Source organism: Candidatus Saccharimonas aalborgensis, assembly GCF_000392435.1.
Lineage (GTDB): Bacteria > Patescibacteriota > Saccharimonadia > Saccharimonadales > Saccharimonadaceae > Saccharimonas > Saccharimonas aalborgensis.
Genome location: NC_021219.1, coordinates 33,925 through 60,241 on the forward strand (window position 1 = coordinate 33,925; position 26,317 = coordinate 60,241).

The following is a 26,317-nucleotide window of genomic DNA, read 5'->3' on the forward strand; positions in this document are numbered from 1 at the left end:
GAGTATGGCAATGAGTTCAAAAGGATTTACGATTCTCGAGTTAATTGTCGTAATTGTCGTTATCGGAACTCTCACCACAATCACGGTTGTCGCATTCAATGGCATCCAAGATCGTGCCTATATGTCTCAGATATACGCCAACGTGAGTAGCACCGCAAAGTTAATGAACAGCTATCATATATTCAACAGAACCTACCCAATTGTTGCAAACACAAACTGTATCGGAAAAGTGAGCGATTACCCGGCGACGGGAGGGTTTGCGGCGGGGTCTTGCGGTATTGATACAAGCAATAACTCCTCATGGGGACAAGCAAATGACTCGTTTATGACGATGCTCGGCACAATGGGGACCGTACCAACCGGTACAACACCCCGGATTGCCACCCATTACGGGATAAAGTATCGCGGCATTTATTTCCAGATAAATGACTACCCCAAAGGATCGGCGTGGCCCGACTCGGTATTCTTTGAATTTGCCGTACCGGGCAAGCTAGACTGCCAGGGAAAACCTTACATTTCCCGTTATGACTCGTCGGGTAATTCGACCTATTGTTCGTACTACTTCAACGCAGAGGGGAACTAGTCCCACACCGCTTAAGATCTACTGTTCACCCGGAACCCAAGATTTCCCGCCGCGACGTAGTGGAGGAAGTGAAAGATGATCGAAGGTGTCTTCGTACACGGTTACTCCCGCCTCTCGCATAAGTTCGTCACCAAATCTGATACTTTCACCCCAGTGATCATCTCCATACACGACAGGAAACCGCACGACGTGTCGTATCCCAGACTCTATAATCATACGATCACACTCTGTACATCCTACCCACGGACTAACAAGGCAGGCGCGCCAAGTAGCTTGGCCCAATCGCGCTGCTTGGGCGATCGCTCGGCGCTCGGCGTGTTCATAAAAACGCAACTTTGTCTCGCGATCTGTGCGACGCGGCTTAGTGTCCTTGACGCCACGCGGCGTTCCGTTGAATCCGACACCGATTATGTCGCCAGTTTGGCCGAGAATAACTGCACCAGTCTGCGATGAAGGATCTTTGCTCTGAAGTGCAACCTTAAATGCAGCGATCATTGCGATATCGATAACATCTGGCGATTGGCCCGTTTGTGCAAATTCGGCACGTGTCAACATAGTGTCTCTGTTTCCTCTTTAAGCTACGCTGAGTATACACCGATTTACGGTAATCTCAAGCATAAGAGATGTAGTTATATCCCAAATCGACCAAGTTGCCCGACGTCATGATGATCGCGCAATAACTCGGCGAGATGTTTGACATCGTTGGCAGCTTTTACCCCGGGGTTGAGGATACCATGCGGATCAAAAACGCTCTTGATATCCTGATAAAGTTTCACCTGTGTTTCATCAAGCTGGGCATAGACGAACTTTCCCTTTAGTCTCCCCTCGCCGCCTTCACTAATCATCGTCCCGCCACATGATGTGACGAGTGAGGTGAGTTCATCGAGCAATTTAAAGATAAGTTGTTTGTCGCTGACCTTGTGGAGTGACAGAGAGGGATACACGGTATAGGTACCAGTATAGGCATGTCCTGCAAGCGGGAGCGCGGTGTGGAGCTTGTCAGCAAGCTCGCTCAAATGCCCGCAAAATTCTTCAAACCTCTCGCCAGGAATATGAAAGCCACCGTAAAGTCCTGGCGAGGCGGTCTCGACTGTGTCGGGGAATGATGTGTAATACGCAACATCCAGCGCTGCCATGAGGTCGCCTGCAACATCACCATTGGCGGTAGTCACTGCGACGTTTGCCTTTGCTACCAACTTTACCACTTTTTTGAGCTGTTTTTCTCGATGACGTTCGTTGAAGTCGTCAAATCCTAGCAGTATTACCGATTCGCCAGGTGTCTTTGCGACTGCTTCTGCATAAAACTGAAAAACATGTCCCCTATCGGCAGCGGCGTCGAAGAGAGCTGCATCGAAATACTCGATAAATGCTGGCTGTAGTTTGCACAGCGCATCGAGTGCGTCCCTGGCGTCATTGGCTGACTGGTAGACCAGAGCTGCTACGCCAAAATGCAGGCTACGGAACTCTGCGCGCATGATCATCTCAGTGATGATGCCTAAGGTACCCTGAGAACCAACAAAGAGTGGCGTCAAGTCAAATGAGCCGTCCTTTTGTTTGACATCGGCTATCGCATTGTACCCCGTTGCATCATCGGCACGAAGTGAGTCAAGCAACTCACCATTTTCCTCTATCAGGCCATCAATTCCACGGTAAATGTCGCCTTCCATGCCCTGGAGACCTTTGCGTCGATTGAGCTCGCGCTTACTAATCCGGCCTGTCTGAATCACGTCACCGTTGGCTAGCACCACTTCGAGCTGATCAATAGCTTTTTCGATGGTCCCATACTTGCCAGACAGGGGCCCCGCTACACCACTGGCAACAGCTCCGCCGATCGTCCCTATGCCTATCGAACCAAAGAGCGGCATGAGTGCCGTCCCATGCAGAGAAAGTGCCTGCGATACACCATGGACGGTAGCACCAGGCTGAAGTCGCAGCAGTTTTTGCTTGGCATCATACTCAAATAGTTGATTCATATGCGCCATCGTGACGAGCGAGATACCTTTGCCAATAGCCGCTCCAGTGGGGTCTGTACCGGCACCACGCACCGTAATCGGCATGACATGGCCTTTTTCGGCAAGCTGCCATGCAAAGCGCGTTACCTTGCGCACATCGTTGGTTGTCCTCGGATAGATGACGAGCTCAGGTTTTATGGAAAGCACTCCACCGTCTGTACTCACCGCTTGGCAAACATCACTCCGTGCTGATACCTCACCGCTGATATGCCCGCGTAGGTAAGTCGCAACTTTACTCATGGATTTCCCCCATTAGACTCTTTAGGCACAGTATAGCATAACGGGGATGGCTCGCCAATCGTGCTTTTGGTTGACCTAGCTGGTGCATTCCCTTTACACTACTCTCTATGTCGCACCAACCAGAGGCAGTCCGTGTCCCTTATCTATTGCGTCCCCTCACCATCGATACGATGGATGAGCAACGCCCCTATTACGTGCGCCCAGGATCCATATCGATCGCGCCAGATAGTGGCGCACTCACTCTCCAGGGAGGCGAAAAACTCAAACCCGCAAGCCTGCGTCCACCCGTCATGCTGGGTTATGTCGGTATCATGCTTGTCACTCTATTTGAGGGAGATGACTGCACCCCGGTACGCGGGTATGTGGCAGATTTGAGGCGTATCGCAAATGGCAATCTCTTCGATACGGGCACCACTGCCGACATGCCAGGTGATCAGGAGGAGGCAAATTACTGGGAGGAAACAAGAAAGGCCGAACGTCCTATCGTTGCCTGTATTTCACGTGCTGCCATCAAGGGTGCTGAACTCATTTTCGATGGTGACCCCCGCTTTGAGCCCGCAACACGAGAGCTGGCAGCCCTCGCCGACAAGCTTGAGGAGGAGCTCAAAAAAGAACAACTAAAAAAAGCAAAAAAGATGCGTATCCCCAAATCACTAAAGGATACACCGTCAGCTGGCGGCTCAGACGATGACCCAGGAGACAAAGAGCCATTGAGCCCTCCGAGTGATAATCCGGATGATTCGGGCAAGGGCGGGACGAAGCTTAAAGTCCGCAAACATGGTCGCAGCGTGGAGCTAGAGACACTAGAGGATGATTGACGAGGCTGTGCTATACTAGTGTTATCCTGCCTGCAAACGAACGTGAAATTGGTATACACGTATGCCTTAGGTGAGAGCCGCCAGTGGCGGGTCGCAAGGGAGTCCACTCTTGAAAGCTGTGCTTTCAAAGATGTGACGACGGGGTCGCGCTAGCGTGACCATATGCTAGGCCATATGCTCCTCGTCGTACATTGCGATATAATGTCCTTACAAATTATGCGGATGTGGTGAAATTGGTATACACGTATGCCTTAGGAGCATATGCCTCACGGCGTGCTGGTTCAAGTCCAGTCATCCGCACCAACCATAGTACCGACCCTTGTGGTCGGTTTTATGGTTAGTAAGCGATACTTTGCTGTACCAGTACCCGCGGCGTGGTGGTGAGAACTGCCCGTCGGCAGTTCGCAAGGAAACGTCACCGATGAGCTAGGCTCATCTGGCTGACTTTCGGGCCCGCAGAATGTGGGCAAGTCCAGTCATCCGCACCAAATGAAATGAGCGTCATGCTCATTTTTATTACATTATTCATTATTGTTATTTTGTCAATTTTATGATAGAATATTAGTCAGGTACGTTACCCCTCTGCAGCCAGCGAGGTGTAATTGTGCAGTAGTTTTCACCCACGATCCTAACCCCTAAGGAGGGGATGTTCTGATGACAGCAAGGACAAGCGTGTTGCCGGCGCCCACATGGCACGGCACGCCTGCTAACCTGCAACACCAGTGGTTTGAGTTCCTGCGCGGGCACGCCCGGCAGCAGGCTCAGACTCGCCCAGCTCAGCTGAGGCGCGAACTGAGCTATGCCCAGTCCGACAACAGAGACGATCGTGCTCAACTCCGTAGCTACGCGAACGAGAGTCGCAATCATCAGGAGAAACTCACTCGTCTGCGTGCGTCTGTTCGGACGTACAACGACGAGGACTACTTGAACGCACTCGAAGCGCTCTTTGCCCTGCCCGAAGTCATCGCGACCCGGGTAGACAGGCATGGGGCGCTCGTCGTCCTGATTCGTCCGATCCGCAGCGACAGCCTTGATCTCGGTGACTTCGAGATCTCGTTTGATGATCTCGTTGCTGACTACAACTCATACATTGTGAGGTCTCGACTGACACAGGATGATGTCCGGTACCGCAACCTAAGTATGTGTGATAGTTTCGGCAATAACACCCACCTCTTCCGCGTTGATTCGCTCACTCGACAGCAATTCTGTGACTTCTACGCTAACCTCGACCTTGCCGGACTTGTCCGTGCAATCTCGGAACAGATCAATGAAGTCACGGCTAGCTCCCGAGCGCTTCTCCAGCAAACAGTGCCCGGTGCCGAACCGCTCTGGGATGGGTTCGTGGAGAATCCGCTCAAAGCGCTCAAGCAGCTGCAGAAGCGAGCCCTCGACCGGCATCAGCTCGCTCGTCAGATTCGCGAACAGGAAAGACTTGTCGCCGACTACGACAGGGCCATGCGCGATCTCCGCGAACGCATTCGACAGAATGAGGCCGACATCCGCCGGATGGAAGCCGAATTGGTCGCCCTCGAGGCGACGGCGCGACGGCGTGGCGAGATCATCGACCTCGCTGACGCACGTCGGACGCTGCGATTCATCACCCACATGCCCGGGTTCCTCGGCATGCGGTTCGACGAGGATGGCACCGCCGTCATTCATATCCGAACCAGCTGGGTGTATCGGGACCGGCGCTATGACCTCGGTGATTTCGAGTTGTGGCTTCGGCCCAACCGAGGTAACCACAAGGGATACGGTGTCGTGCCGATCCATGCAACACGCCTCCCCAGTGGGGGCAGAAGCACGACTTACTTCAATCGGTACGCCAGCCATCGTCCTGGTCTCAACGAGAATGACTGGTTCTGCTTCGGAGGGCGCAGCGGCGAGCTCGGCAACATGCTGAATGACGGTGATTTTGGACACTTCGTCAATATTGCAGTCAACTGCATGAACTCCGTGAACAATGCAGATAAACCAGGTCATGCCCACCACCTCCCTGTCATTCCAATGGAGGAAGTGTGGCGGCACCAGCCGCGTACTCGTGCGCGGCGGTGGTTGGCAAGGGTGGCAATCGCCGCCAGCTGAACCCACTTTGGATCAGAAAACTACACCTCGGCGAGTCCGAGAGCACCCGCTCTCGGACTCGCCGAAAGGAGATTTATAGATAGGTAGCGATAAGTTGTGAATAATTTTTGGAAAAACTATTGACGATTTATCAATAAAAGTTTATAATCTGTATCATGCTGTGCGGGTCCGATACCCCACAGTAGCTCCACCCTCGCATCACCGATCAAGGGAGGCATTGCCCATGTCCAACACCGCCACCACCGCTTCTGTGAAGCTGCCCGGAAAGGCCGGCCGCGTCGACGTCACCGTGCCTGAGGGCTCGACCGTCGCCGACGTCCTGTTGGCCGCCGCGGACGCCTTGGGCGTCCTCGGCAACTTCGACCCCGAGTCGGTCGTCGCCGTCGTCAACAACGAGGAGGCCGACCTCCAGGACGCCGTCCCCGACGGTGCTCAGGTCGACGGCACGACCAACGTCGCCAACGGCTGACTCGACGACTTCCTCGCCATTCGGACCATCCCCGTCGTAGGGGACCATCTAGGACCGAGTGGACCAACGAGAAGCGAAGTCCCGTCGGAATCGTGTGATGTTAGAGGGCCGTCCATCGTAGTAGTGTCTGTAGCGTGCGGAACCCGTCAAACGGTGCCGTTTCGTCTCCACTCAGCGGTGTTCGGAACTATATCCGTTTCAAGATCAAAGGGCTGCGCCTCTCTGGTATGTCGGCGATTCTGCTATTAGTAGAATCCTGTCGGCACGACGACGAGGGCACCTCAGTAGTGAGCGACGGATCTCACATGTTCCCCCCGGGGGACAAATGGAGCGCATCACCCGACACCCGTCGGGTTTGGGGCGCGGACACTTCGGTGACCGCGCCCCCTTCGCTTTTTGAGAATACTTGATTTTTTTGTTATTTTGTAGTATAATAGAAGTGGCATTTTCTAGGTCTATTCCTGGGGTGCTCGACCCTTTACACCCTAGGCCCACACGAGACAAGGAGTCTTCTACTATGCGCATCCTCTCTGCTCCGTTGACCGCGAAGGACGCACCTAAATTGGTCGTGCCGACACTCTTCATTTCCTCGAGTGACTACGACCTGATGCTCATCTACGCCCAGACGGCCTCACCACAAGAGGTGAACGGCTATGGGCTGATCGACCAGGGCGCCCGTGACCAGTTCATATTGTGCCCCGGTGGCCTCTTCATCACCGACCAGGTGGTGACGCAGGTCAGCGCCAAGCCGACTGCGGTCGGCAACGCCTACGCCGGCAACCGTGCCGACGAGGCCGGCATGACGCTGGGGCTGCAGTGGCACAGCCACGGCAGGGGCGGAGCGTATCACTCGCCGACCGACATGAACACCGCCCACAACTACGGGAGGGTCGGCACCATCGACTGGATGATCTGGGTCGTCATCAATGACCGTGGCGACGTAGTCGCACGGCTCGAGCAGTACGCACCAATCCGCATCGGCGTGCCGATGACCGTCATCGTCGTCCCCGACAACCACCAGCAGCTGCTGGAGCAGGTCACGGACGACATCGCGCGGCACGTCCGCGTCGAGACGCCTCCGATACCATCCAAGGCGCTGGCGGCAACGCCAGCGTTCGTCAGCCCCGACAAGAAGGAGAACACCAAGTGAGCAACGAGGACTTCGCTCCGAACTGGTCCGACCAAGGCGGGATCTTCGATCCCGACAGCTTCGTCGGGACCATTACCATCATCGGGGCGGGGGGTATCGGCGCAAGCCTCATCCCCACGCTGGTCACCGTCGGTTTCCGGCGGTTCATCATCTACGACCCCGACCGGGTCGAGGACCGCAACATCGCCAGCCAACTGCTCTACAAGCCGCGTGACCTCTACCGCCCCAAGGTGGAGGTTTGTCAGGAGTACATCCAGACATACGGCGACTGTCAGGTGGTGGTCGAGGTACACCAGCGGCTGTTCACTGCCGAGGACCGCATCACGACCCCAGTCGTCATCAGCGCCGTCGACAACCAAGACGCGCGTCGGATGATCTGGCAAGCCGTCCAGGACTCTCCCGACGTGCGACTCCTCATCGACGGGCGTATCGGCAGCGAGGCGTTCACTTGCCTCGCCGTCGACATGCTCGACGACAGCGACTGGTATGACACCAAGTTCCTCGGCGACAACATCGCCCAGCTGCCCTGCGCCAGCCGTGCCATCGCCTACCCGGCGGTGGCGCTCGGTGCCGTCATCACACGGCACCTGGTGCACTGGCACGCTGGGGAGGAACTGCCACGGCGCGTCTCGCAGGACATGCGAGACCTCGTGCAACTCGTGATCCAGGCCCCGAAGTAAGAGGGTCGTTCCGCTTCTCCACCACAGTAGCCAACTGTGCGAGGAGGAGCGGGATAACCGACCATAGATACAACAAGCTATGCTGATGAGCTGTAAACAGCGAATCGGTTATCCCTACGCTCTGTGACCAGTCGTTTTCCGATAGTTATACAGACTGAGCGCGAGTGAGCCAAGCAACATACCTGTTGCGGCGTGTTTTGCCCAGCGCGCTTCTTTGCTCTCCGGATACGCATCTCCAACTCTCAAGCTCACCGAACGTACTGCTGTCGAGAGTTTTCCCCACCACTGTGCTGCACCATCGCCACAGTGTTCTGTTTGGATTGTACGAAGATACGTCGACGTAACGTCCCGGCCGAGTCTCAGCAAAAACGTCGCAACGTCTAATTCACCGCGAAGCACGCGCAGCAATTCTTGCACAAAAAAATCGAGTTTATCAACAAATGGATCAATTACTTTGCCAAAGGCATTTTCGGCTCCCGCACTCCGGATAATTTCGCCGTCTATCTTGTCACCAAGGTCAAGCAGGCTCTCGAGCGCAACAAACTGAGCGCGAGATAATTTGCCCCGAGAATGGGCAGCCTCGACAATCATACGCGCAGCGAACCGTCCAAGCGTTACGATATTTGCCTCAATAATCGCGCGCTGCTGCTCTGGTGAATAATCAGCCCAGGCACCGCGGGTATCCTGGAAACCCTTTGCCAGCGGGCGTAGAACTTCACGAGCTATCATAGAGGTATTACATCAGGTTGGTTCAAGAGGTGCAACCACTAGCATCAAAAAATATCAAAAAACGCTCCAGCGGAGCGTTACCTAGCCTATACGGCAGAACGAGGTGAGTTTTGCATTTCCATAACTACGATTGTCCACCACAACAATTCCGTTTTGCAGATTTGGTCCCTCACCTCGTCCTGACCAAGATAATACCATAAGCCCATTAGGTTTGAGAAGAGCAAATAACTGAGAGACTGTGGATAACTGTGGATCGTTGTATGGCGGATCAGCAAAGATTATGTCGTAATTTTTTTGTGATTTCGTCGTGAGCCAGTTTACGACAGATGTGTTGACTATCTCCACCTTTTCGGCTGCATCCAGCGATACCACATTTTTTGCCAAAACTTTTTGAGCAATTTTGTCACGTTCGACAAATGTCACGCCTGCGGCACCCCTACTCAGCGCCTCAAGTCCAACCGCACCCGTGCCGGCAAATGCATCGAGAACCTCAGCCCCTTCGATACGAGTACCAATGCTATTGAAAAGTGCATTTCGTATTCGCTCACCCATGGGATGCGTGCGCGAGTTGTCTGGTGCATCAATCTTGCGACCACCGTACTGTCCTGCAATGAGGCGAATATACATGGTATTAGAGCTCCGCCTTGCGATACGCTTCGTACCATGCAAACATGACAACCTGAATGATAGTTGGCAACAGAACCCGCCGCGTCTGCCGCGCTAACTTGGTGGTCCATCCTTCGTTCCAAAACGTATGATACATGTCGAGCGAATACACTTCGTGCATGGCATCCAAAAAAACCTGCTCTAGCCCTTGTGCCGTCGCCTGAGCGAGCCAAGCGTGATCAAGATCTTTTTGCGGATAACGAGAGGTCTTGGCGGCTGCGGCAACGCCAAACTCAAACGCTGCATGCGTCATAAATACTCCCTTAGCACCCCAATACTCCCAGTTTTTGCTCAGTGTCTCGAGACGTGTCTCACCGACAATAAAGTTCTTTTCTTTGATGGTGAGCCGTTCTTCTTTTGGCTTACCCCAAAGCTCTTCGATCTTTTCACCTAGGGGATAGTGATGAGCTGGAGTCAACCCATCGACAATAGCGTGCGATAGCCAGGCGGCTTCAAAAGCCGCTCGTTCATGATTATTGTAGCGCAGTGCCTCGACAAGGTTGTGTTGATGATCGAGGATCATCGTGACTAACTGACGGTCATCGGATTTTGAGGGGTCGATATAGTGCCACGGCTCATCAGCACTGGGACTCTTGCGCTTCAGGCCATCGGGGCCATTGTCACCCTCAAACGCCAAGATTTCTTTGATAGCAGGAAATCCTGGTCCGACTCCTGGTAGTTGATCCAGATTTCGGCGTGCAATCCGATCGATTTTTTGATGAACCCCGATGAACCCGCCAGAGGTTTTGTTAAGCGTTGTGCCTGAATACATTACTCCTTATGATAGCAGACTCGCTACTTAAAATCACGATGGGAGCATATTGACATTTTGCGACTTTATTATTAAAATAATGAAGTCCTATCTGTGTCAAACTGCGAGAAGAGGTACTAATGGACAGGTTCTTTGTGGTAATCACCGTGCAAACGTTCTATCCCAGTCGAATGAACACGCACTGCTGCATCGTCACTGACACCGATCCTGTTATGCGGTACAACACCGTATACCAAACGGTCTGCCGGCAGTATGGCCTTCCCGAGGAAGCCACTGCAACTCTGTTCTACTCGGTGGAGAAGATGCCCGCCGCCTAGCCCCGCCACCCGTTGTAGGCACACAGCCTCCGGGTGACCGGGGCTGTTTGCTTAGATGGTTGACAAAAATGATATTTTTTGATATAATATAAAATAACTTTCCGCCCCAGGAAAAGATGCGCGTCTTGTGCATTCCACAAAACTGGGTGCGACGGAAGTCGTACCCTCTACTCGAAGGAGCAGTTCTATGTCTTGGTTCCTCAACGCTCTCGGCATCATCGTTATCGTCGTCGTCAGCATCTTCCTGATTCTCGTGGTCATGTTCATTGTGTCCATCTTCAGGGAGGCGAGCAAGCCCTGGACGCCGCTCACGCCGAAGCAAGTGGAGGCAGAGCACCTGATGGGACAACTTCGGGCCGTCTACGGAGACATCCAGTACGCCCGCGCACAACAGTTTGGGGAGTGGGATACCCTACGAGCCGCGGATATCGCGCGGCTTCAGGCAGAGGCTACCACACTCCGAAACCAGCTTGCGAGACTCGGCTACGACGAGTAGTACCATAAGCCCCGATCACCCGTTGCAGGCACACAGCCTCCGGGTGACCGGGGCTGTTTGCTTATTGTGGCTAGTTGAGCGTCGTCAGTCGCTGGTAGTACCGAACTTGCTCAGAAAGGACGGTATACTTAGCCATATCTTCACCACGGTCGATAAACCGCTTTACGACATGTTGGGCTCGTGCAATAAGTGTGGTGTCAGCAAGTGTCGCAATTTGCAAATTCAGCGCCCCATGCTGTGCCTTGCCATAGATCTCACCCGGACCGCGCAGCTGCATGTCTACCTCGGCAAGATAAAAGCCATCGTTGCTCTTCTCTATCTCGCGCAGCCGCTCGCTCGGCTTGTTTGTGGTGCCCATCATCAGATAGCAATAGCTCTGGTGGTGACTCCGCCCGACACGGCCACGCAACTGGTGAAGTTGACTGAGTCCAAACTGCTCAGCATTCTCTATCATCATCAGGGTCGCATTTGGCACATCGACGCCCACCTCGACAACAGTCGTGCTGACTAAAATATCATATTCACCTTGTTTGAACTGCTGCATGATGAGTTCTTTTTCGATCGGTGTCATGCGACCATGGAGGAGCGCAATACGTCGATGGCTAAAAATGCTGTTTTTGAGCCGCTTGTACTCCGCCTCGACACTTTTGATGTCGTTATCCGGATTGTCATCGATCAAACTGCAAATCACATAGAGCTGACGACCCACCGCTATCTCTTTGTCGACGACATCGTAGACACTTTTCGCAGAGACAGGAGAAATAATCTTGGTAATAATCGGCAAGCGCCCCTTTGGCTTTTCATTGAGCACCGATATATCGAGTTCGCCATAGACAGTGAGCGCGAGACTACGTGGAATTGGCGTGGCCGTCATCGCGAGCAGATGCGGCAGATGATGCGCCTTGTCCAGTAAACGTTGACGCTGCTCGACACCAAACCGATGTTGCTCATCAATCACGACAAAGCCAAGCTTTTGAAATACGACTTTTTCCTGAAACAGCGCATGTGTCCCAATGACCACATCGACATCGCCATTTGCGATCGCCTCGTACAGTGCCGCGCGCGCCTTGCCCTTAACGCTACCGATAAGTAATGCGACCCGTATGCCAAAAGGGCTCAGCAGCGCATCAAGCGTCTCGGCGTGCTGGCGAGCAAGAATCTCGGTTGGTGCCATAAGCGCCGTCTGGTACCCGCTACTCGCTGCTTGCCGCGCAGCAAGGCCAGCCACGACTGTTTTGCCACTGCCGACGTCACCCTGGAGCAAGCGATTCATAGGCGTTGCACGCTCAAAGTCCTGCAAAATATCCCAGGCTGCACGACGCTGAGCGCTCGTAAGATCGAATGATAATTGCGCAACAAATTGTTTGACCACCTCTACTTCAAAAGGGATATGATAGCCGCTTAGTTTTTGATTTTCACGTTTGTTGAGCTGACTAGCGAGCAATAACTCAAACAGCTCCTCAAACGCCAGCCGCTCACGTGCCGCGGCCACGTCATCAGTATTCTTTGGAAAGTGCATTGTGCTTATCGCTTCCGATCGACTCATGAGCTTTTCATCGCGGATAACACTCTCTGGCAAGGTCTCGGGTAACACACTCATAAGTGGTCGCAGCTGCTCCAAGACTTTTCGTACCATCTGGCTCTTGAGGCCACGAACTGAGCGATACACCGGCAGAAGTCGATCAGCCTGGACCGGCAAATCGGCAGCTTTTTCGGCACTGGGATTGGTAAGTTGGTAGCGTCCTCTCGAGTATTCAAACTCACCGCTAAAGTAAAACTCATCGTCGCCCCCCGCCAGTTGCTGGGTACGGTAGGGTTGGTTGAACCAAATAGCGTTCAATTTACTGGTGTCATCAACTAATACCGCTGTAGTCAGCTGCAATCCTCGCCTCACGGGCCGCGTGGAGATTTTTTCACATCGGGCCTTGATGGTGACCTTGCCTGGTTTGAGATCAGCGATCGTAGTGACGTTGGTGAAATCTTCGTGTTTGCGCGGCAAAAAAAGCAAAATATCACCTACCGTCACCAATCCTGCCCGGGCTAACTGTTCGGCGGTTTTTGGTCCTACTCCTTTGATCTGATCTAATGTGGTCGCAAGATTCACTTCTCTATCATACACCGCTAGTCGTTGTACGGTGTATCTCATACAAAGAGTGCGTAGCTATCACTAGGTTATCTCCTGTCAGGTGAGACAATACTGACTAGTTCATCATGAATGATACCATTTGAGACAATCGTGCCCTTGAACGGTGTCGTGGAGGCTGCGATGAGATACTCGTAATTTATTGTCAACTAGCCCCTAACAAGGACAAAACTATTTTTGCCTTTTTTGACTAAAGATATATCTGTTATTTCGCAGTTTTCGGTTATTTTTTGACCATTTATCATCACACTGCCCGCCGCAATCAGACGCTTTGCTTCGCCGTTGCTCTCACATACACCCGCGCTCACAAGCACCGAGATCAGTGACTGATAGCCAACGACTGGTATCTCGGCTGCCAAGGCGGTAATATCGTCATCTGTTAAGTCACCGAATTGGCGTCCATTGAACAACACGTCTGTTACACGCTCAACTGACTCGCGGCGCTCCCGCCCGTGCACTAGATCGGTTACTTCACGCGCCAAGGTTTTTTGGAGGGCTCGTTCGCCAGGATTGACTTGGTGATTGGTAATTAAGGCACCTACGGTATCGCGATCAAGCAGTGTGTAGACTTTCACCAGATCTTCACTGGTCTCATCGTCGCAGTTGAGCCAAAATTGATAGAACTTGTAGGGGCTTGTTTTTGCTGGATCCAGCCAAACCGCTCCTCCTTCACTCTTACCAAACTTTACCCCTGTCTGCTTGTTGATGATGAGTGGTGTCGAAAATACATGTGCTTCGCCCCCAGCAATCCGTCGAATCAACTGCGTGCCGGCGATCATATTGCCCCACTGATCGCTACCGCCAAGCTGTAGCGAGGCGCCCTTTTCTCGATAAAGATGGAGAAAATCAAAGCCCTGAATGAGTGAATAACTAAACTCTGCATAGCTTATTCCAGCTCCCCCTTCACCGACACGCGCCTGGACAAAGTCGCGATCAAGCATCTGAGTTAATGGAGCGTGTTTGCCGATATCGCGCAAGAAGTCAAGGTAGTTGTAGTCTTTGAACCAATCATAATTATCAACAATCTCAAAGTTTTTGCCCGCAAAAATACGTTTGTACTGCTCAGAAATTGCTGCCTTATTGGCAGAAATTTGCTCGAGTGTCAGTAGATCACGTTCCTGTTTCTTGCCATCTGGATCGCCAATCATACCAGTGGCACCGCCAATCAACAAAATAGGTGTGTATCCGTGCTCGATGAATTGCCGCACGAGCATCGCAGCGGCGAGGTTGCCAATCGTCATACTGTCAGCGCTGGGATCTACGCCCCAATAAAAGGTGCGCGTTGTTTCATCTAAATCAGTGATGTCGGCAAATGTCATTTGATTGACAAAGCCTCGCCATGACAACTCTTCGGATAATGTCATGTCAGCGCTCCTTTCTCTTTAGTTTACCGGTCAATAGTAGCACAAAAAACCATTCCCCGCACGTCTCAAATGGTGCTATAATGGGGTCAATATGCTTATGGGAAGGTACTATTATTGTGGCAGGTAGAAAATCCTCTACGCGCAAAGTAAGTGTGTACTCAAATCTCGCATCGAGGCGGAGGTCTAAAAAAGATGTCAAGTCGAGGCAAAAAGCAGAGTACCTCGCTAGTCTCCCCAAGCACCCCGTGAAACGTATACTGTACCGACTCCACCCGAAGCGAGTCTATCAGTATTGGTTTAGCAAAAAAGGACTATTTATGGCGGCAAAGATTGTCGGCGTTACGGTTCTTCTCTTTGTGCTACTGATCCTCGGATTATTCGCCTACTACCGCAAGGACCTTGACGCAATACGACCCGGCGAACTTGACAAACGAGTGCAGTCAACGGTTATTAAGTACTACGACCGCAATGGTGCACTTCTCTGGGAAGATAAGGGCGCGGGCGATTATCGACTGGTGGTTACAAGTGACAACATCAATACCTATATGAAGCAAGCAACCGTTGCAATCGAGGACAAAGATTTCTATAGTCATCCCGGTATTAGCTTTTCGGGTATTCTCCGCGCATTTCTAAACAATAGTCAAGGGAATGCTACTCAAGGCGGATCTACACTTACGCAACAACTCGTAAAGCAAGTATTCTTCCCGCCTGACGAAGCGCAGCAGCGAGGTGTTGCCGGCATCCCGCGCAAGATCAAGGAAATGATTTTGTCGGTCGAGGTTGAGCGCATGTACAACAAAGACCAGATTTTGACTCTCTATCTCAATGAGTCGCCCTACGGTGGTCGACGCAACGGAGTGGAATCTGCCGCGCAAACCTATTTCCATAAGTCAGCCAAGGATTTGACGCTTGCCGAGTCAGCGCTACTGGCCGCTATTCCCAATAACCCCTCTGTCTATAATCCGTATGATGTCACGGGTCACGTTGCACTTATCGAGCGGCAGCACAAAGTCCTTGATAGCATGGCAGACATGAAATATATATCGAGGGAACAAGCAGAGGAAGCCAAGAAAGTCGCTGTACTCGATACGCTTCAACCACTTGCCGACCAATTAGCTGGGATCAAAGCACCCCACTTTGTTCTGATGGTCAAAGCGCAACTCGAAAAAGAACTTGGTAAAGCAACTGTCGGACAGGGCGGCTTAACCGTTGTCACTACACTTGATCTCACCGCACAAAGCAAACTAGAAGCAAATATGACAGCGATGTTTGATGGCACGCTGACAGATCGAAACTGTAGCTATGTGTCATGTCCAAGTTACGCAGGGTTTACCAATGGTGCTGCCGCAATAGAAGACGTTGAGACCGGCCAGTTGATTGCGCTGGTTGGTAGTAGAGATTACGGCTATCCTGGGTTTGGGCAAGACAATGCGGCCACGGCGTTTATCCAGCCTGGTTCAACAATCAAGCCGTTTGTGTATGCACAGTTATTTCAAAAACAAGCTGACGGCAAACCAAACTTTGGCAGCGGATCAATTCTCTCAGATACGTCAACCACGTTTCCCGGGAATTATAAGCCACAAAATGCAGATGGCAAATTTCAGGGAAACATAAATATACGCCAAAGTCTCGACAGATCACGCAATATCCCCGCCATCAAAGCAATGGTGATCGCTGGCAAAGACGAAACGTGGGCAACAATCCGAGCCATGGGAGATGTTGACTATTGTACCCAGGGGCCAGACCAAGATGCAGGACTCTCGTCAGCAATAGGTGGTTGCGGGACGCGCCTTACCGATCATACCAACGCTATCGCTTCATTCGCGCGCATGGGTGTGTATATGCCACAGACAACAATACTAAAGGTAACAAATAGCACTGGCGAAGTGATCAAACAGTATAAGTCTGAGACAAAACAAGTGATCGACCCACAAGCAGCATACATCGTTAATGACATATTGGGTGATAGCAATGCCAGAGCTGGTCTCGGCTGGAACCAAGACTACTTAGTTCGACTCAACAAAGCAGGTATAAAGGCAGCGGCAAAAACCGGTACGAGCAATGGTCAGATTGGCTCAAAGATCGTGCCTAAAGATATATGGACAGTTGGCTACACTCCCCACCTCTCTATGTCGGTATGGCTCGGAAACCCTGATACCACGCCGCTCAGGCAAGGAAATTCTCTCATTCCAGCCATGATTTATGATAAAACGATGATGGAGGTGTCCCAATACTACATCGATAGCGGCAAAGCCAAAGGAAGCGACTGGTTTACGGCACCGTCAGGTATCCAGCGCGTTGGCAACGAAGTGTACCCCTCGTACTGGAACAAATCAAGCGGTATTACCAATACAAAAGCTACCTTTGACCGCGTCTCCAAAAAGAAAGCCACCGACTGCACACCGACTGCTGCAAAAATTGAGCTGAGCGTAAGTAAAATTACTGACCCCTACACCAAAAAGGATATCATCAGCGCACCTGATGGCTATGATGGTTCGGCAGATGACGATATTCACTCCTGCTCTGATCCAAAACCGTATGTGACTCTCTCGACTTCTGGAAATACAGCTATGATGAGCTTTGGCACCTCAAGCAGCTCAACGTTCCAGCCAATGACAATTGAGCTTCGATCTCCGAGCGGTGTTATCGCAACTAAGCAAGTAACAAGTAACGACTCGTGGGGAGTTGATCTCACTGGCGTACCCCACGGAACTCAGTTGACGGCCACTGTCACCGATACGGGTTATTATACGGACTCGGCAACAACAACTTATTAGATAATAGCTTACCCGAATCTAAACCCCTCCCCCGACAGACAGTTGGCCCTGATGGGCCAAGGCCCGCCAAGGCCAAGGCTAATCACTTAGCGGCGGGCCGGTTGTCTGGAGTGGGGAGGAGTTTGAGATTCAGATCTATCAAGGTTGTTTTTCGACTAAGTCGATGAGTGCACTCTCTCTATCCTGACGACGAGGAGATGACAATGAACGAGATAATTTTTGACGTGGCACAAATGGGCGTTGATCACGGTCATTCTTGCCAATCTTTTTTGGTGATACAGATTCCTTCTGTGAGATGATCTTATGCGATGAGTCTTGGGTACGAGATCGCTGGGGACGACTCTGTGTCGGTTTAGCGATTGATTTATCTGATGCACGGCGAGCAAACATCATTTTGCCAGCGGCGGTCTGGAGGCTTCGAATCACTTCGACACTGACAGTTTGACCGATGAGATTGCTCGCCTGTTCAACGACGACCATTGTCCCATCTGCTAGATAGCCGACACCCTGGTGGCTATCCTGACCTTTCTGTACAAGTTCTACCATCATATGCTCGCCAGGCAAGTAAGCCATACGTAAACTCTGCGCGAGCTCATTGATATTGAGGACAGGAATGCCCTCAACGGCGGCAACTTTATTCAGATTGTAATCGATAGTACAGATGACAGCGGTGTATTGTTTTGCAAGTGAGAGCAGTCTTTCGTCTACCCCTTCTTGGGCCTTGCTGCCGTCCTGGAGTACTTCAACGGTCACCATCGGCATTGCCTGTAGCTCAGTAATGACGTCAAGTCCACGACGCGCCCTGGCACGCTTGTCGGCATCGGCATTATCCGCGAGAAACTGTAGCTCACCGACCACACTACGCGGAATCACTAGTGCGCCCCCCATGAATCCGGTTGATGCAATTGAGGTAATCCGCCCATCCATGAGGACCGAGGTATCGATCAATATTGGTCGTTCTTTTGATTTTATCGATGTTTTTGGCAATCTTGCCAAAAGATACGTTACTTCGCCGAGAATAAGAAGCGTGACAGCGAGTAACGCGATGTCTTTTGTTTCCATAATAATAATATCCTTTCGTTATACGAATTCGCTCACTATTTCAGATAGTCTACGAGCGCGTGGCGTAAATCTTGTACGCCGTTAATAAATGAATTCTTTTTGCTTGGAACAGGGGCAATTGCATGCGTGAATCCAAGCTTTTTTGCTTCGGCAATCCGCTTGTCTGACAAACTAGCGCTACGGATCTCCCCGCCCAGTCCCACTTCGCCAAACACAACTAGCTCATCATCAAGTCGTCTGCCGGCAGCAGCACTCGCAATTGCCATTGCCACCGCGAGATCGGCAGCAGGATCAGCAAGTTTAAGACCTCCCACAACGTTGATATAGATGTCTTTGTCCGATAAGTTCAGTTTGGTGCGGCGCTCAAGTACCGCGATCAAAAGATTGAGCCTATTGAGATCAAATCCGCTTGCTGTTCTCTTAGGATACCCGAAGCTTGTCGAATTGACAAGCGCCTGAATCTCTACCAAAATTGGTCTATTACCCTCAAGTGTGGCGAGGACGACCGATCCATCGGCATTTTGCCGTTCAGCAAGGAGAGCCGCGGAGGGGTTCTTGACTACTGTCAGACCCGTTTCTGTCATTTCAAAAATCGCTGCCTCACTCGTCGATCCATAGCGGTTTTTGATCGCTCGTACTACCTTGAAGCCACCGTATCGATCTCCTTCGAACTGCAATACCACATCGACGAGGTGCTCTAAGACCTTTGGTCCGGCGATCGATCCCTCTTTTGTCACGTGCCCTACTAGTATGACGGCCGCTCCCGACTCTTTGGCCGCCCGAATGATGACATTTGCAGAGTTGGTGATCTGACTGACCGTGCCAGGTGCGCTGGTTATCTCTGCGAGGCTCAAAGTCTGGACGCTATCGATGATGACCAACCGATATGCACCAGTCCGGATGGTCGCTGCGATATCATCAGCACTGGTACTGGCAATAAAATGTAGGTCGTCACCTGACTCAGCGCCAAGTCGAGTTGCCCTCAGCTTGACCTGCCCAGCCGATTCTTCGCCGCTTGCATAGAGGACGGGCAGCGTCGCCGAGATGTGCGAGGCGATCTGAAGCAGCAATGTCGATTTACCAATTCCTGGTTGACCAGCGAGCAATACTACACCTCCTGGCAATACACCGCCGCCCAGTACACTATCGAGGTCGGCGATCCCCGTCCCAAAGCGTGTGATTGACTCCTTGGTGCTGATGGTACGCATCGTCTGAGGGGTCAGCGGCCTCCCAGTCTTTGCGCTCCTAGCTACTGCTGAGCTACCTTCGGAGGTTGCTGTCTGTTCGACAAGTGAGTTCCATTCGCCGCACTGTTCGCATTTACCAGTCCACTTCGGAAAAACTGCCCCACACTGCTGACACACAAATTGCGTACGAGTTTTTGCCATTATCATACCCCCGATGCGGGAGTAGTGATGCCGTTCATACTCTTGTTGAGTTCGCCCACTTTGACCGAAAGGGCGTTAAGCTTTGCAACAGTTTGGTTGTAAGCAGCTATTCGTTCATTAATGGTGAGTCGTCGTGCATTGAGTGCGCTAGTACGTGCCAGGAGAGCATTGCGGGCTGCCGTGAGTGCCGACTGAGAAGTGAAACCTCCATTTTTTGCTCGCTCGTTGAACGAATCAATATCGGTTTCTAGCTGGACTCGATCGACGTCATAGGTCGCAAGATCAGACTTAAGTGCATCTTTTTCGGTTTCGATTTGTGCCGAAAGTGCCTTTGATTGACTCTCTACTTCTTTGAACACAGCAGTATATTTGGCATTGAGTGCGACGATGCTACTTCGGTCGGTAAAGTAACGTTTATAGTACGCTTCAAGTTCTGGAGACACTGATGAGATAGTGGTGCCGATGATAGAGTGAAGCTCGTTGATATCCGACCCTGGCTCAGCCTTATTGTAATACGCCATAAGTGACTTAATCTCGGGGTCATCTTTTATTTTTTCGTATTGCTCTTGGATCATCCTGTCCACAGACATCCGATCAAAATAATTGAGACGATCGTAGGCAGCATGAAGCATTTCGTGGGCGGCTGCCACTTCGACTGCGCCGTCAAGATCCTTGTTGGTCACGTTATAGAGATAAATATGACGCTTGAAATAACAGCCGAGCATAGCGGTCGTACGCTCAGTCGATTCACAACTCGTATTGAATTGATCTTGGCTTTGAATGGTGGGAACACTGGCATAAAACAGATTTGTCCCTTGATCTGTCAGCTTCAAGCGGCTATTGATCGCAGCTATTTGGGCGTTCGGCTGAAATTGTCTCGCAAGAATCGCATCATACAAACTCGGCCAATAAAAGATGTAGAGCAAGGCGAAGACAATGACAAGCAACGCCGAAACGAGCGCTCGTAATGCCATGTGACGTTTGACAGACTGATTATTCGGTTCGTTGTTCAAGCGTGAGATTCCCCTTTTCTACTCGTGCTTCTAGTATAGCGCCTTTTTGATAAATCCCGGAAATGATTCCCTCAGCAATGGCGTGCTCAAGCTCATCCTCGATAGCGCGTCGCAAGGGGCGAGCACCAAATGTCTTACTGTAGCCCTTGTCGATAAGGTGACGTTTTGCAACCGGACTTACTACCAGGCCAATTCCTTGACGAACCAATCGTTCTTGCAATTCTGAAATGAGGAGGTCAAATATCTTTCCTACTTCCTGACGAGTGAGGGCGCGAAATGTTACTATCCCATCAAGACGATTGATAAGCTCAGGCCTCATGAATTTTTCTAACTCATGTTGTGCGGCACGGACATTGCGGAGATGAAGCTGGTCAAGCGCCTGCTGTTCTTTTCTTGTAGTATTGTGAAACCCAAGTGCCGTTTCTCGTGTCATTGCATCAGCACCGAGATTGCTTGTCAAAATGATGATAGTGTTACGAAAACTGACACTGCGACCAGCAGCATCTGTCAATTGTCCATCCTCAAGCAGTTGCAAGAGGAGCTGAAACACATCAGGATGCGCTTTTTCGATTTCATCAAAGAGTACGACACTATAGGGTTGGCGACGGATTTTGTCAGTTAACTTACCACCATCTTCGTAACCAACGTACCCAGCAGGGGCACCGATCAGACGACTCGTCGTATGCTTCTCGCCAAACTCACTCATATCAATCTTGATCAGCGCTTCCTCACTCCCAAACACCTCACGTGCTAGTACCCGTGCAAGTTCCGTTTTGCCGACACCCGTTGGTCCCATAAATACAAAGCTGCCGATCGGGCGCTTTTGACTCGACACGCCGCTGCGACTTCGTCGGATCGCTCGCGCTACTTTCGTCACGGCATCTTTTTGACCGATAATATACTTGCCCAGATGAGATTCGAGCTGCTTAAGGAGACGCGCCTCACTCGTCTGTACTTTCTCGACAGGGATATTGGTCATGACCGCGATGGCATGTGCAATATTTTGCTCGGTAAGAACAATGGGGTTCTTTGCTTCCTGTGCTTCGCGGACCGCTTCTAGCTGCTCGGTGATCTGGCTAATTCGCTGCTTATAGAGGGCAGCACGCTCATAATCCTCCCGAACAACTGCTTCTTCCATTTTCTCGTTCAGGCCCTTTAGTTCCTTTAGATATTCACGCTGTTTACTTGGTTTGTGGCCCTGCTTCACCCTGATAAGTGCAGCTGCCTCATCAATGACATCGATGGCTTTGTCGGGCATGAAACGATCGGCAACGTAGCGATCCGCCATATAGACCGCCGACTCAAGTGCTTGATCGCTCATGCTGACGCCGTGGTGTTTCTCGTAGTAGCCCTTGAGACCCTTGAGAATAGCAAGTGTTTCACCTAACGTCGGTTCCTTGACGACAATGGTCTGAAAACGCCGCTCAAGTGCCGTATCTTTTTCGATATGTTTGCGGTATTCATCGAGCGTGGTTGCGCCAATCATATGCAGCTCGCCGCGCGCAAGCGCTGGTTTCAAGATATTGGCTGCGTCCATGGCACCCTCGGCAGCTCCCGCACCGACAAGCAAGTGCAACTCGTCAATAAAGACGATGACGTTGCCTTGTTTCTTGATTTCGGTAACAACTTTTTTAAGGCGATCTTCGAACTCACCTCGATACTTCGTGCCGGCAATCATACCAGCCATATCAAGCTGAATGACGCGTTTGTCGAGCAAGTGGTCCGGGACATCCTCGGCGACAATGCGCTGTGCCAGCCCCTCTACGATTGCCGTCTTACCGACACCGGGCTCACCAATCAACACGGGATTGTTTTTTGTGCGTCGGCTGAGAATGGTGACAAGTCGTTCTACTTCTTTGGCACGACCGATCATGGCATCAAGCTCGCCTGCGAGTGCACTTGCTGTCAGATCAATTCCAAAGGTTGCAAGAGCACCGCCCCGAATTGGTTTGACGCCATTTTTTGCTGTCGTTTCCTCACTTACCCCTGGCATTTCCGAAAAATGAGCCTCCAGGCCATCGATCAATTCATCGACGTCTACTTCCATATCGCGAAGCAGGACTGTTGCCCGTGCGTTATCTTGTTTGAGCAGACTATAGAGAATATGCTCAGTTCCGAGGTGATCATGGTTATGATCCTTGGCAACCTCCCAGCCCATTTTGAGTGTCAGCAGCGCCGTCTCGGATAGTCCAACAGCGCCCGTCCGTACTACCACATGCTGAGGGGTGATATTGAGCAAATCTTCGGCACGTTGAAGGGTCACGCCAACGTCTGCTAGCACCTTAGCGCCCGTGCTACTCCCCTGTGCCAGAACTCCTAGTAAAAGATGCTCCGTGCCTATATAGGCGTTCCCGCTTCCCCGAGCAATCGCATCAGCGTGCTGAACACTCAACTTGGCGTTGTCGGTAAGGTGTGAAATAAAATCGGCAAAATCATCTGGTAGCATCGTTTTGTTCCTCCATACGGGGAGATTCCCACGTGGCCCAATTATAAAGCACCTATTGGCACTCGTCAAGTGAGAGTGCTAATTTACCGATCTTAGTATTGTATCTCCGTCATCGAGTTCGTCAACATCACCGCCAGACTGAGCTATTTCCTCAAGTGCTCGCGCTCTTGAGGCAAGCCAGCCTCTGGTGATTGCTCTTCGAACTTCTTTCGGTATTTCAGGCAATGGTAATGCAGTATCATCGGCACGCCATGCAGCCAATCCTTCGTGTGCAAAAACAGGTTTATGGCCTTTCATCTATTCACCCTGCTCTTCGATAGCAGCAAAGAGACCATCCTCAATGTTCTTCTTTGGTTTCTTTTCGGCAGGTTTGGCAGTCGCCGTTTCGATGTCAAGTTCAAAGCCGGTTAGGCGAGCAGCCAGACGAACGTTTTGACCACCGCGGCCAATGGCGATGCTTTGTTGATCCTCGGTCACAAATACCTTAGCCCGCTTTGTTTCCTTGTCAATCTCAACCTTTACCACCTCGGCAGGACTGAGGGCATTGCGGATGTACGTATCGATATTTTCGTCATAGGTCACGATATCGATTTTTTCCTGGTCGCCAATCTCATTCATGACAGCATTGACGCGCGTTCCGTGACCACCGACAAAGGTACCGACTGGATCGACTCCTGGAACCGTGCTCATAACTGCTAGTTTGGTGCGGCGTCCCGCTTCGCGAGCAATGCCCTTGATCTCTACTGCGCCGGTCTCCATCTCGGGAACTTCCTGACGAAATAGGTATTCGATAAAGGCTTCGTTGCCGCGGCTCAAAATGAGCTGTGGACCTCTGGTGTCGCGTTCGATATCCTTGATGAATACTTTGAGTCGGCTTCCAACTGAGTAGAACTCGCCCTGAATCTGCTCACTCTGCGGGATAATGCCCGTTGCTTTGCCAAGCTCAATCCGTACGACACGTGGCTCAACTCGCTGTACGACACCGGTGACAACCGTACCGATCTTGTCTTCATACTCCGCTAGTACCACCTCGCGCTCTGCTTCTCGCAGACGCTGCAACACCACTTGCTTCGCCGTCTGAGCAGCCACACGTCCAAATGATATCACCTCGTGCTTTTCCTCGAGTATATCCTCGAGTTTAGCGTCTTTTTTGAGCTTTTTGGCCTCGGCAAGGCTGACTTCGATAGCAGGGTTGATAGCTTCTTCGACAACTTCGCGCTGGACATAAACAGTCGCCGTACCGTCGTTGATATTGAGCTCAGCGCGAACTTCTTGCTCACGCTCACCATTATCACGGCGCCACGCGGCCGCAATTGCTTGTTCGATTATCTCGAGCACTGTTTCTTCGGGCAGATTTTTTTCTTCGGCAATTGTCCGGACGGCAAGCGTCAGTTGTTTGATATTGAGATCTTCCATTACATCCTTTCCTGGGAGAGTGTGTTCTCCCTGATCATAAGGGATCATTAGTATTTCTTACGAAAAACTCCGACCTGCCGGCCGGATGAGTACGTTTTTCATATTAGCACACTAGGTTAAGAAAGTCAAGAACCGCGTTCGAGCAGCTCTAGTGCGCTCCAAACAAACGGGTGAGCACCCCTTCCTTTTCCCCTTAGGCACGGCTGGTCAATTAAGGTATAGTTTCCATCTTCATCAATAAACACATTACCGCCAAGGTTGTTTCCCCTTCGTAAGTCATTGACGAGTGTGCGCGAAACATACCTGCCGAGTTCTCTATCGAGCCTTGTTTCTACCGTATCGACGTGGGCATGAAGTGTCCGCATGGTTTCCGTATAATCAGCCTGGAAATCTCTTAAAGCTCCTCGCAACGATTCACCTGGAGCCATCTCAATTACCGAGACACCACGTTGACCACCATCGGTGACAACAATAGGATGGCGGACCGCACTCACCCCCTCTGTGCTTTTTGATAAACGCTCGTAAAGGCCGTTCATGACCCGCTGCTGTATAACCGCGTCGGCAGCAGACGGATGATACTTGATCACGAGACCAGTGGCACTATCGCGGACAACAAAGAGGTTCGGGTTGTAGCGCGAAACATGCGTGCTGAGTCGATCATCGCCATAACGTCTGCGCACCGCCACCACACTGCCTGTTACATAAGCAAGTTCAGCGATTTCTCTAGCTTCAGCAATAGCACCTGGATCTATGTCGGGTGTCAGGTATGAGCTGTCTATTACTTCCATTTTTTTCATAGCTATAGAGCATCTTTCTAGCAGAATCGCCCGCCCCCGGGAGGGAGCGGAACGACCTGCTGGCCGAGCTCTCTCTAGGAGCGGGCATGAGGTGTCGGTTTGACCGGCACCACCTTGTAGACACTTGGGCGAGGCCCTTGGTTCAGAGAGAATGCGACCAGTTCGGCTGCGCGCTGAGCCTGAGCGAAGGCTGAGCAGGCCGAGAATGACCCACGGGCGACCTCGACCCCCGTGGGAGCATCCGCTCCTACCTGAGTACGAAAACTGGTCACCGGCGGGTACTTCATGACGACGTGCGAGGTGCTGTCCGCACCTTCGAACTCCATCACCTGTTTTCACCTCCTGTTGTCAGCAGTTCCTCGAGCCAGACGTCCTGCACCGGTATCACCTTTCGCTCAAAGAGCGAGAAGGTGCCAGCGAGCAGGCCGTAGAACGTGATACCCATCAGCGAACCGCCGATGAGTATAACCATCATGACGTAGCACAGGATGACCTCGAAACCGAGACCGGCTATCGCCACCGGCGCGTACCAGAGCGGGAAATCCATCTCAGTATTCCTGTGTCATTGCCCAGCTCAATGGAGCCTGAGCTCCTGGGAAGCTGACGAGCCGGATGATGTACTCAACTCCCGGCTCATCGACGTCTGGTTGATCGGCGATGAAGCCGACACAGGTCAGTTCGGCTGTCGTCGGTCCGTAGACCGACAAGCGAGCTCGGGCACACGCCGGAGAGTCCGGGGTGACCCGGAAAACCACATACCAATTCTCCCAATGTCCTTCAGCCGCCACGCGTATCACCTCTTTCGTAGGATCGAACTATTGTGTGGGGTTGATCAATTTCTATATTACAACTTTATTGACTATTTATCAAGTTTACAAAAAAACCTGAATCTCAACC

At 51.7% G+C, this 26,317-nt stretch carries 24 protein-coding genes and 1 tRNA gene; 9 read left to right on the forward strand and 16 right to left on the reverse strand.

Annotated features, from left to right (window positions below; genetic code table 11):
* The first annotated feature begins 4 nt into the window (after positions 1-4).
* The gene (locus L336_RS05410; RefSeq protein WP_015641192.1) at positions 5-583 is read left to right on the forward strand and encodes a type II secretion system protein; all 579 of its coding nucleotides are present in this window, start codon (positions 5-7) and stop codon (positions 581-583) included.
* 18 nt (positions 584-601) lie between these two features.
* Here L336_RS05410 and L336_RS00160 read toward each other — a convergent pair whose 3' ends face one another.
* Positions 602-1,138, reverse strand: a complete 537-nt coding sequence (locus tag L336_RS00160) for a deoxycytidylate deaminase (RefSeq protein WP_015641193.1) — start codon at positions 1,136-1,138, stop codon at positions 602-604.
* A gap of 74 nt (positions 1,139-1,212) precedes the next feature.
* Positions 1,213-2,835, reverse strand: coding sequence for an FAD-binding oxidoreductase (locus L336_RS00165; RefSeq protein ID WP_015641194.1), 1,623 nt, complete (start codon positions 2,833-2,835; stop codon positions 1,213-1,215).
* Between the two features lie 107 nt (positions 2,836-2,942).
* On the opposite strand from L336_RS00165, the gene L336_RS00170 reads away from it, so the two are divergent.
* The 6 genes from L336_RS00170 (at position 2,943) to L336_RS00195 (ending at position 8,034) form a co-directional block, all read left to right on the forward strand.
* Positions 2,943-3,653: a hypothetical protein gene (locus L336_RS00170; RefSeq protein ID WP_015641195.1), complete on the forward strand. Its 711-nt coding sequence runs from the start codon at positions 2,943-2,945 to the stop codon at positions 3,651-3,653.
* A gap of 218 nt (positions 3,654-3,871) precedes the next feature.
* Positions 3,872-3,956, forward strand: a tRNA-Leu gene (locus tag L336_RS00175).
* Positions 3,957-4,745: 789 nt separating this feature from the next.
* Positions 4,746-5,735: a hypothetical protein gene (locus tag L336_RS00180; protein WP_128817238.1), complete on the forward strand. Its 990-nt coding sequence runs from the start codon at positions 4,746-4,748 to the stop codon at positions 5,733-5,735.
* A gap of 223 nt (positions 5,736-5,958) precedes the next feature.
* Positions 5,959-6,204, forward strand: a complete 246-nt coding sequence (locus L336_RS05810; RefSeq protein WP_128817240.1) for a hypothetical protein — start codon at positions 5,959-5,961, stop codon at positions 6,202-6,204.
* 517 nt (positions 6,205-6,721) lie between these two features.
* Positions 6,722-7,354 carry a Mov34/MPN/PAD-1 family protein gene (locus tag L336_RS00190; protein ID WP_015641198.1) on the forward strand — a complete coding sequence of 211 codons (633 nt, stop codon included), beginning with the start codon at positions 6,722-6,724 and terminating at the stop codon, positions 7,352-7,354.
* A complete protein-coding gene (locus L336_RS00195) occupies positions 7,351-8,034 on the forward strand; it encodes a ThiF family adenylyltransferase (RefSeq protein WP_041191078.1) in 684 nt (227 codons plus the stop codon). Before L336_RS00190 ends, L336_RS00195 begins: the two co-directional genes overlap by 4 nt.
* Positions 8,035-8,148: 114 nt before the next feature.
* Here L336_RS00195 and L336_RS00200 read toward each other — a convergent pair whose 3' ends face one another.
* The 3 genes from L336_RS00200 to L336_RS00210 all read right to left on the reverse strand — a co-directional run bounded on the left by L336_RS00200 (position 8,149) and on the right by L336_RS00210 (position 10,201).
* Positions 8,149-8,763 carry a CDP-alcohol phosphatidyltransferase family protein gene (locus L336_RS00200; protein WP_015641199.1) on the reverse strand — a complete coding sequence of 205 codons (615 nt, stop codon included), beginning with the start codon at positions 8,761-8,763 and terminating at the stop codon, positions 8,149-8,151.
* An 81-nt stretch (positions 8,764-8,844) separates the two neighbouring features.
* Complete coding sequence (rsmD, locus tag L336_RS00205) at positions 8,845-9,390, reverse strand: 16S rRNA (guanine(966)-N(2))-methyltransferase RsmD (RefSeq protein WP_015641200.1); 546 nt, start codon at positions 9,388-9,390, stop codon at positions 8,845-8,847.
* A gap of 4 nt (positions 9,391-9,394) precedes the next feature.
* Positions 9,395-10,201: a hypothetical protein gene (locus tag L336_RS00210; protein WP_015641201.1), complete on the reverse strand. Its 807-nt coding sequence runs from the start codon at positions 10,199-10,201 to the stop codon at positions 9,395-9,397.
* 504 nt (positions 10,202-10,705) lie between these two features.
* On the opposite strand from L336_RS00210, the gene L336_RS00215 reads away from it, so the two are divergent.
* The gene (locus L336_RS00215) at positions 10,706-11,014 is read left to right on the forward strand and encodes a hypothetical protein (RefSeq protein ID WP_015641202.1); all 309 of its coding nucleotides are present in this window, start codon (positions 10,706-10,708) and stop codon (positions 11,012-11,014) included.
* A 70-nt stretch (positions 11,015-11,084) separates the two neighbouring features.
* Here the strand turns inward: L336_RS00215 and recG are convergent, their stop codons facing one another.
* The gene (recG, locus tag L336_RS00220; RefSeq protein WP_015641203.1) at positions 11,085-13,160 is read right to left on the reverse strand and encodes an ATP-dependent DNA helicase RecG; all 2,076 of its coding nucleotides are present in this window, start codon (positions 13,158-13,160) and stop codon (positions 11,085-11,087) included.
* A gap of 146 nt (positions 13,161-13,306) precedes the next feature.
* Positions 13,307-14,521 (reverse strand): tyrosine--tRNA ligase, encoded by a 1,215-nt coding sequence (gene tyrS / locus L336_RS00225; protein WP_015641205.1) that lies wholly within the window; start codon positions 14,519-14,521, stop codon positions 13,307-13,309.
* Between the two features lie 317 nt (positions 14,522-14,838).
* Here tyrS and L336_RS00230 point away from each other — a divergent pair, with 317 nt between their 5' ends.
* Positions 14,839-17,298: a transglycosylase domain-containing protein gene (locus L336_RS00230; protein ID WP_160142744.1), complete on the forward strand. Its 2,460-nt coding sequence runs from the start codon at positions 14,839-14,841 to the stop codon at positions 17,296-17,298.
* A 138-nt stretch (positions 17,299-17,436) separates the two neighbouring features.
* On the opposite strand, the gene L336_RS05415 is transcribed toward L336_RS00230, so the two are convergent.
* The 9 genes from L336_RS05415 to L336_RS05855 all read right to left on the reverse strand — a co-directional run bounded on the left by L336_RS05415 (position 17,437) and on the right by L336_RS05855 (position 26,127).
* Positions 17,437-18,360, reverse strand: coding sequence for a PIN/TRAM domain-containing protein (locus tag L336_RS05415; protein ID WP_015641207.1), 924 nt, complete (start codon positions 18,358-18,360; stop codon positions 17,437-17,439).
* 35 nt (positions 18,361-18,395) lie between these two features.
* Entirely contained in the window at positions 18,396-19,748 is a 1,353-nt protein-coding gene (gene radA, locus L336_RS00240; protein WP_041191084.1) for a DNA repair protein RadA, read from the reverse strand.
* Between the two features lie 2 nt (positions 19,749-19,750).
* A complete protein-coding gene (locus tag L336_RS00245; RefSeq protein WP_128569588.1) occupies positions 19,751-20,761 on the reverse strand; it encodes a hypothetical protein in 1,011 nt (336 codons plus the stop codon).
* On the reverse strand, positions 20,742-23,207 hold the full coding sequence (locus tag L336_RS00250; protein ID WP_015641210.1) for an ATP-dependent Clp protease ATP-binding subunit: 2,466 nt from the start codon (positions 23,205-23,207) through the stop codon (positions 20,742-20,744). The genes L336_RS00245 and L336_RS00250 overlap by 20 nt, the downstream gene beginning before the upstream one ends.
* A gap of 78 nt (positions 23,208-23,285) precedes the next feature.
* Positions 23,286-23,504: a hypothetical protein gene (locus L336_RS00255; RefSeq protein ID WP_015641211.1), complete on the reverse strand. Its 219-nt coding sequence runs from the start codon at positions 23,502-23,504 to the stop codon at positions 23,286-23,288.
* On the reverse strand, positions 23,505-24,671 hold the full coding sequence (gene nusA, locus L336_RS00260) for a transcription termination factor NusA (RefSeq protein WP_015641212.1): 1,167 nt from the start codon (positions 24,669-24,671) through the stop codon (positions 23,505-23,507). It lies immediately after the preceding gene.
* Between the two features lie 77 nt (positions 24,672-24,748).
* On the reverse strand, positions 24,749-25,420 hold the full coding sequence (locus tag L336_RS00265) for a hypothetical protein (protein ID WP_015641213.1): 672 nt from the start codon (positions 25,418-25,420) through the stop codon (positions 24,749-24,751).
* A 325-nt stretch (positions 25,421-25,745) separates the two neighbouring features.
* Entirely contained in the window at positions 25,746-25,967 is a 222-nt protein-coding gene (locus L336_RS05850; protein WP_041191086.1) for a hypothetical protein, read from the reverse strand.
* A 1-nt stretch (position 25,968) separates the two neighbouring features.
* Complete coding sequence (locus L336_RS05855) at positions 25,969-26,127, reverse strand: hypothetical protein (protein ID WP_160142746.1); 159 nt, start codon at positions 26,125-26,127, stop codon at positions 25,969-25,971.
* Between the last annotated feature and the right edge of the window lie 190 nt (positions 26,128-26,317).

Bases quoted from the DNA above. Each gene is read 5' to 3' on its own strand.
- L336_RS05410 (WP_015641192.1), top strand. From the start codon at position 5: ATGGCAATGAGTTCAAAAGGATTTACGATTCTCGAGTTAATTGTCGTA.
- L336_RS00160 (WP_015641193.1), bottom strand. From the start codon at position 1,138: ATGTTGACACGTGCCGAATTTGCACAAACGGGCCAATCGCCAGATGTT.
- L336_RS00165 (WP_015641194.1), bottom strand. From the start codon at position 2,835: ATGAGTAAAGTTGCGACTTACCTACGCGGGCATATCAGCGGTGAGGTA.
- L336_RS00170 (WP_015641195.1), top strand. From the start codon at position 2,943: ATGTCGCACCAACCAGAGGCAGTCCGTGTCCCTTATCTATTGCGTCCC.
- L336_RS05810 (WP_128817240.1), top strand. From the start codon at position 5,959: ATGTCCAACACCGCCACCACCGCTTCTGTGAAGCTGCCCGGAAAGGCC.
- L336_RS00190 (WP_015641198.1), top strand. From the start codon at position 6,722: ATGCGCATCCTCTCTGCTCCGTTGACCGCGAAGGACGCACCTAAATTG.
- L336_RS00200 (WP_015641199.1), bottom strand. From the start codon at position 8,763: ATGATAGCTCGTGAAGTTCTACGCCCGCTGGCAAAGGGTTTCCAGGAT.
- rsmD (WP_015641200.1), bottom strand. From the start codon at position 9,390: ATGTATATTCGCCTCATTGCAGGACAGTACGGTGGTCGCAAGATTGAT.
- L336_RS00210 (WP_015641201.1), bottom strand. From the start codon at position 10,201: ATGTATTCAGGCACAACGCTTAACAAAACCTCTGGCGGGTTCATCGGG.
- L336_RS00215 (WP_015641202.1), top strand. From the start codon at position 10,706: ATGTCTTGGTTCCTCAACGCTCTCGGCATCATCGTTATCGTCGTCGTC.
- recG (WP_015641203.1), bottom strand. From the start codon at position 13,160: ATGAGATACACCGTACAACGACTAGCGGTGTATGATAGAGAAGTGAAT.
- tyrS (WP_015641205.1), bottom strand. From the start codon at position 14,521: ATGACATTATCCGAAGAGTTGTCATGGCGAGGCTTTGTCAATCAAATG.
- L336_RS00230 (WP_160142744.1), top strand. From the start codon at position 14,839: ATGGCGGCAAAGATTGTCGGCGTTACGGTTCTTCTCTTTGTGCTACTG.
- L336_RS05415 (WP_015641207.1), bottom strand. From the start codon at position 18,360: ATGGAAACAAAAGACATCGCGTTACTCGCTGTCACGCTTCTTATTCTC.
- radA (WP_041191084.1), bottom strand. From the start codon at position 19,748: ATGGCAAAAACTCGTACGCAATTTGTGTGTCAGCAGTGTGGGGCAGTT.
- L336_RS00250 (WP_015641210.1), bottom strand. From the start codon at position 23,207: ATGCTACCAGATGATTTTGCCGATTTTATTTCACACCTTACCGACAAC.
- L336_RS00255 (WP_015641211.1), bottom strand. From the start codon at position 23,504: ATGAAAGGCCATAAACCTGTTTTTGCACACGAAGGATTGGCTGCATGG.
- nusA (WP_015641212.1), bottom strand. From the start codon at position 24,671: ATGATCCCTTATGATCAGGGAGAACACACTCTCCCAGGAAAGGATGTA.
- L336_RS00265 (WP_015641213.1), bottom strand. From the start codon at position 25,420: ATGAAAAAAATGGAAGTAATAGACAGCTCATACCTGACACCCGACATA.
- L336_RS05850 (WP_041191086.1), bottom strand. From the start codon at position 25,967: ATGGATTTCCCGCTCTGGTACGCGCCGGTGGCGATAGCCGGTCTCGGT.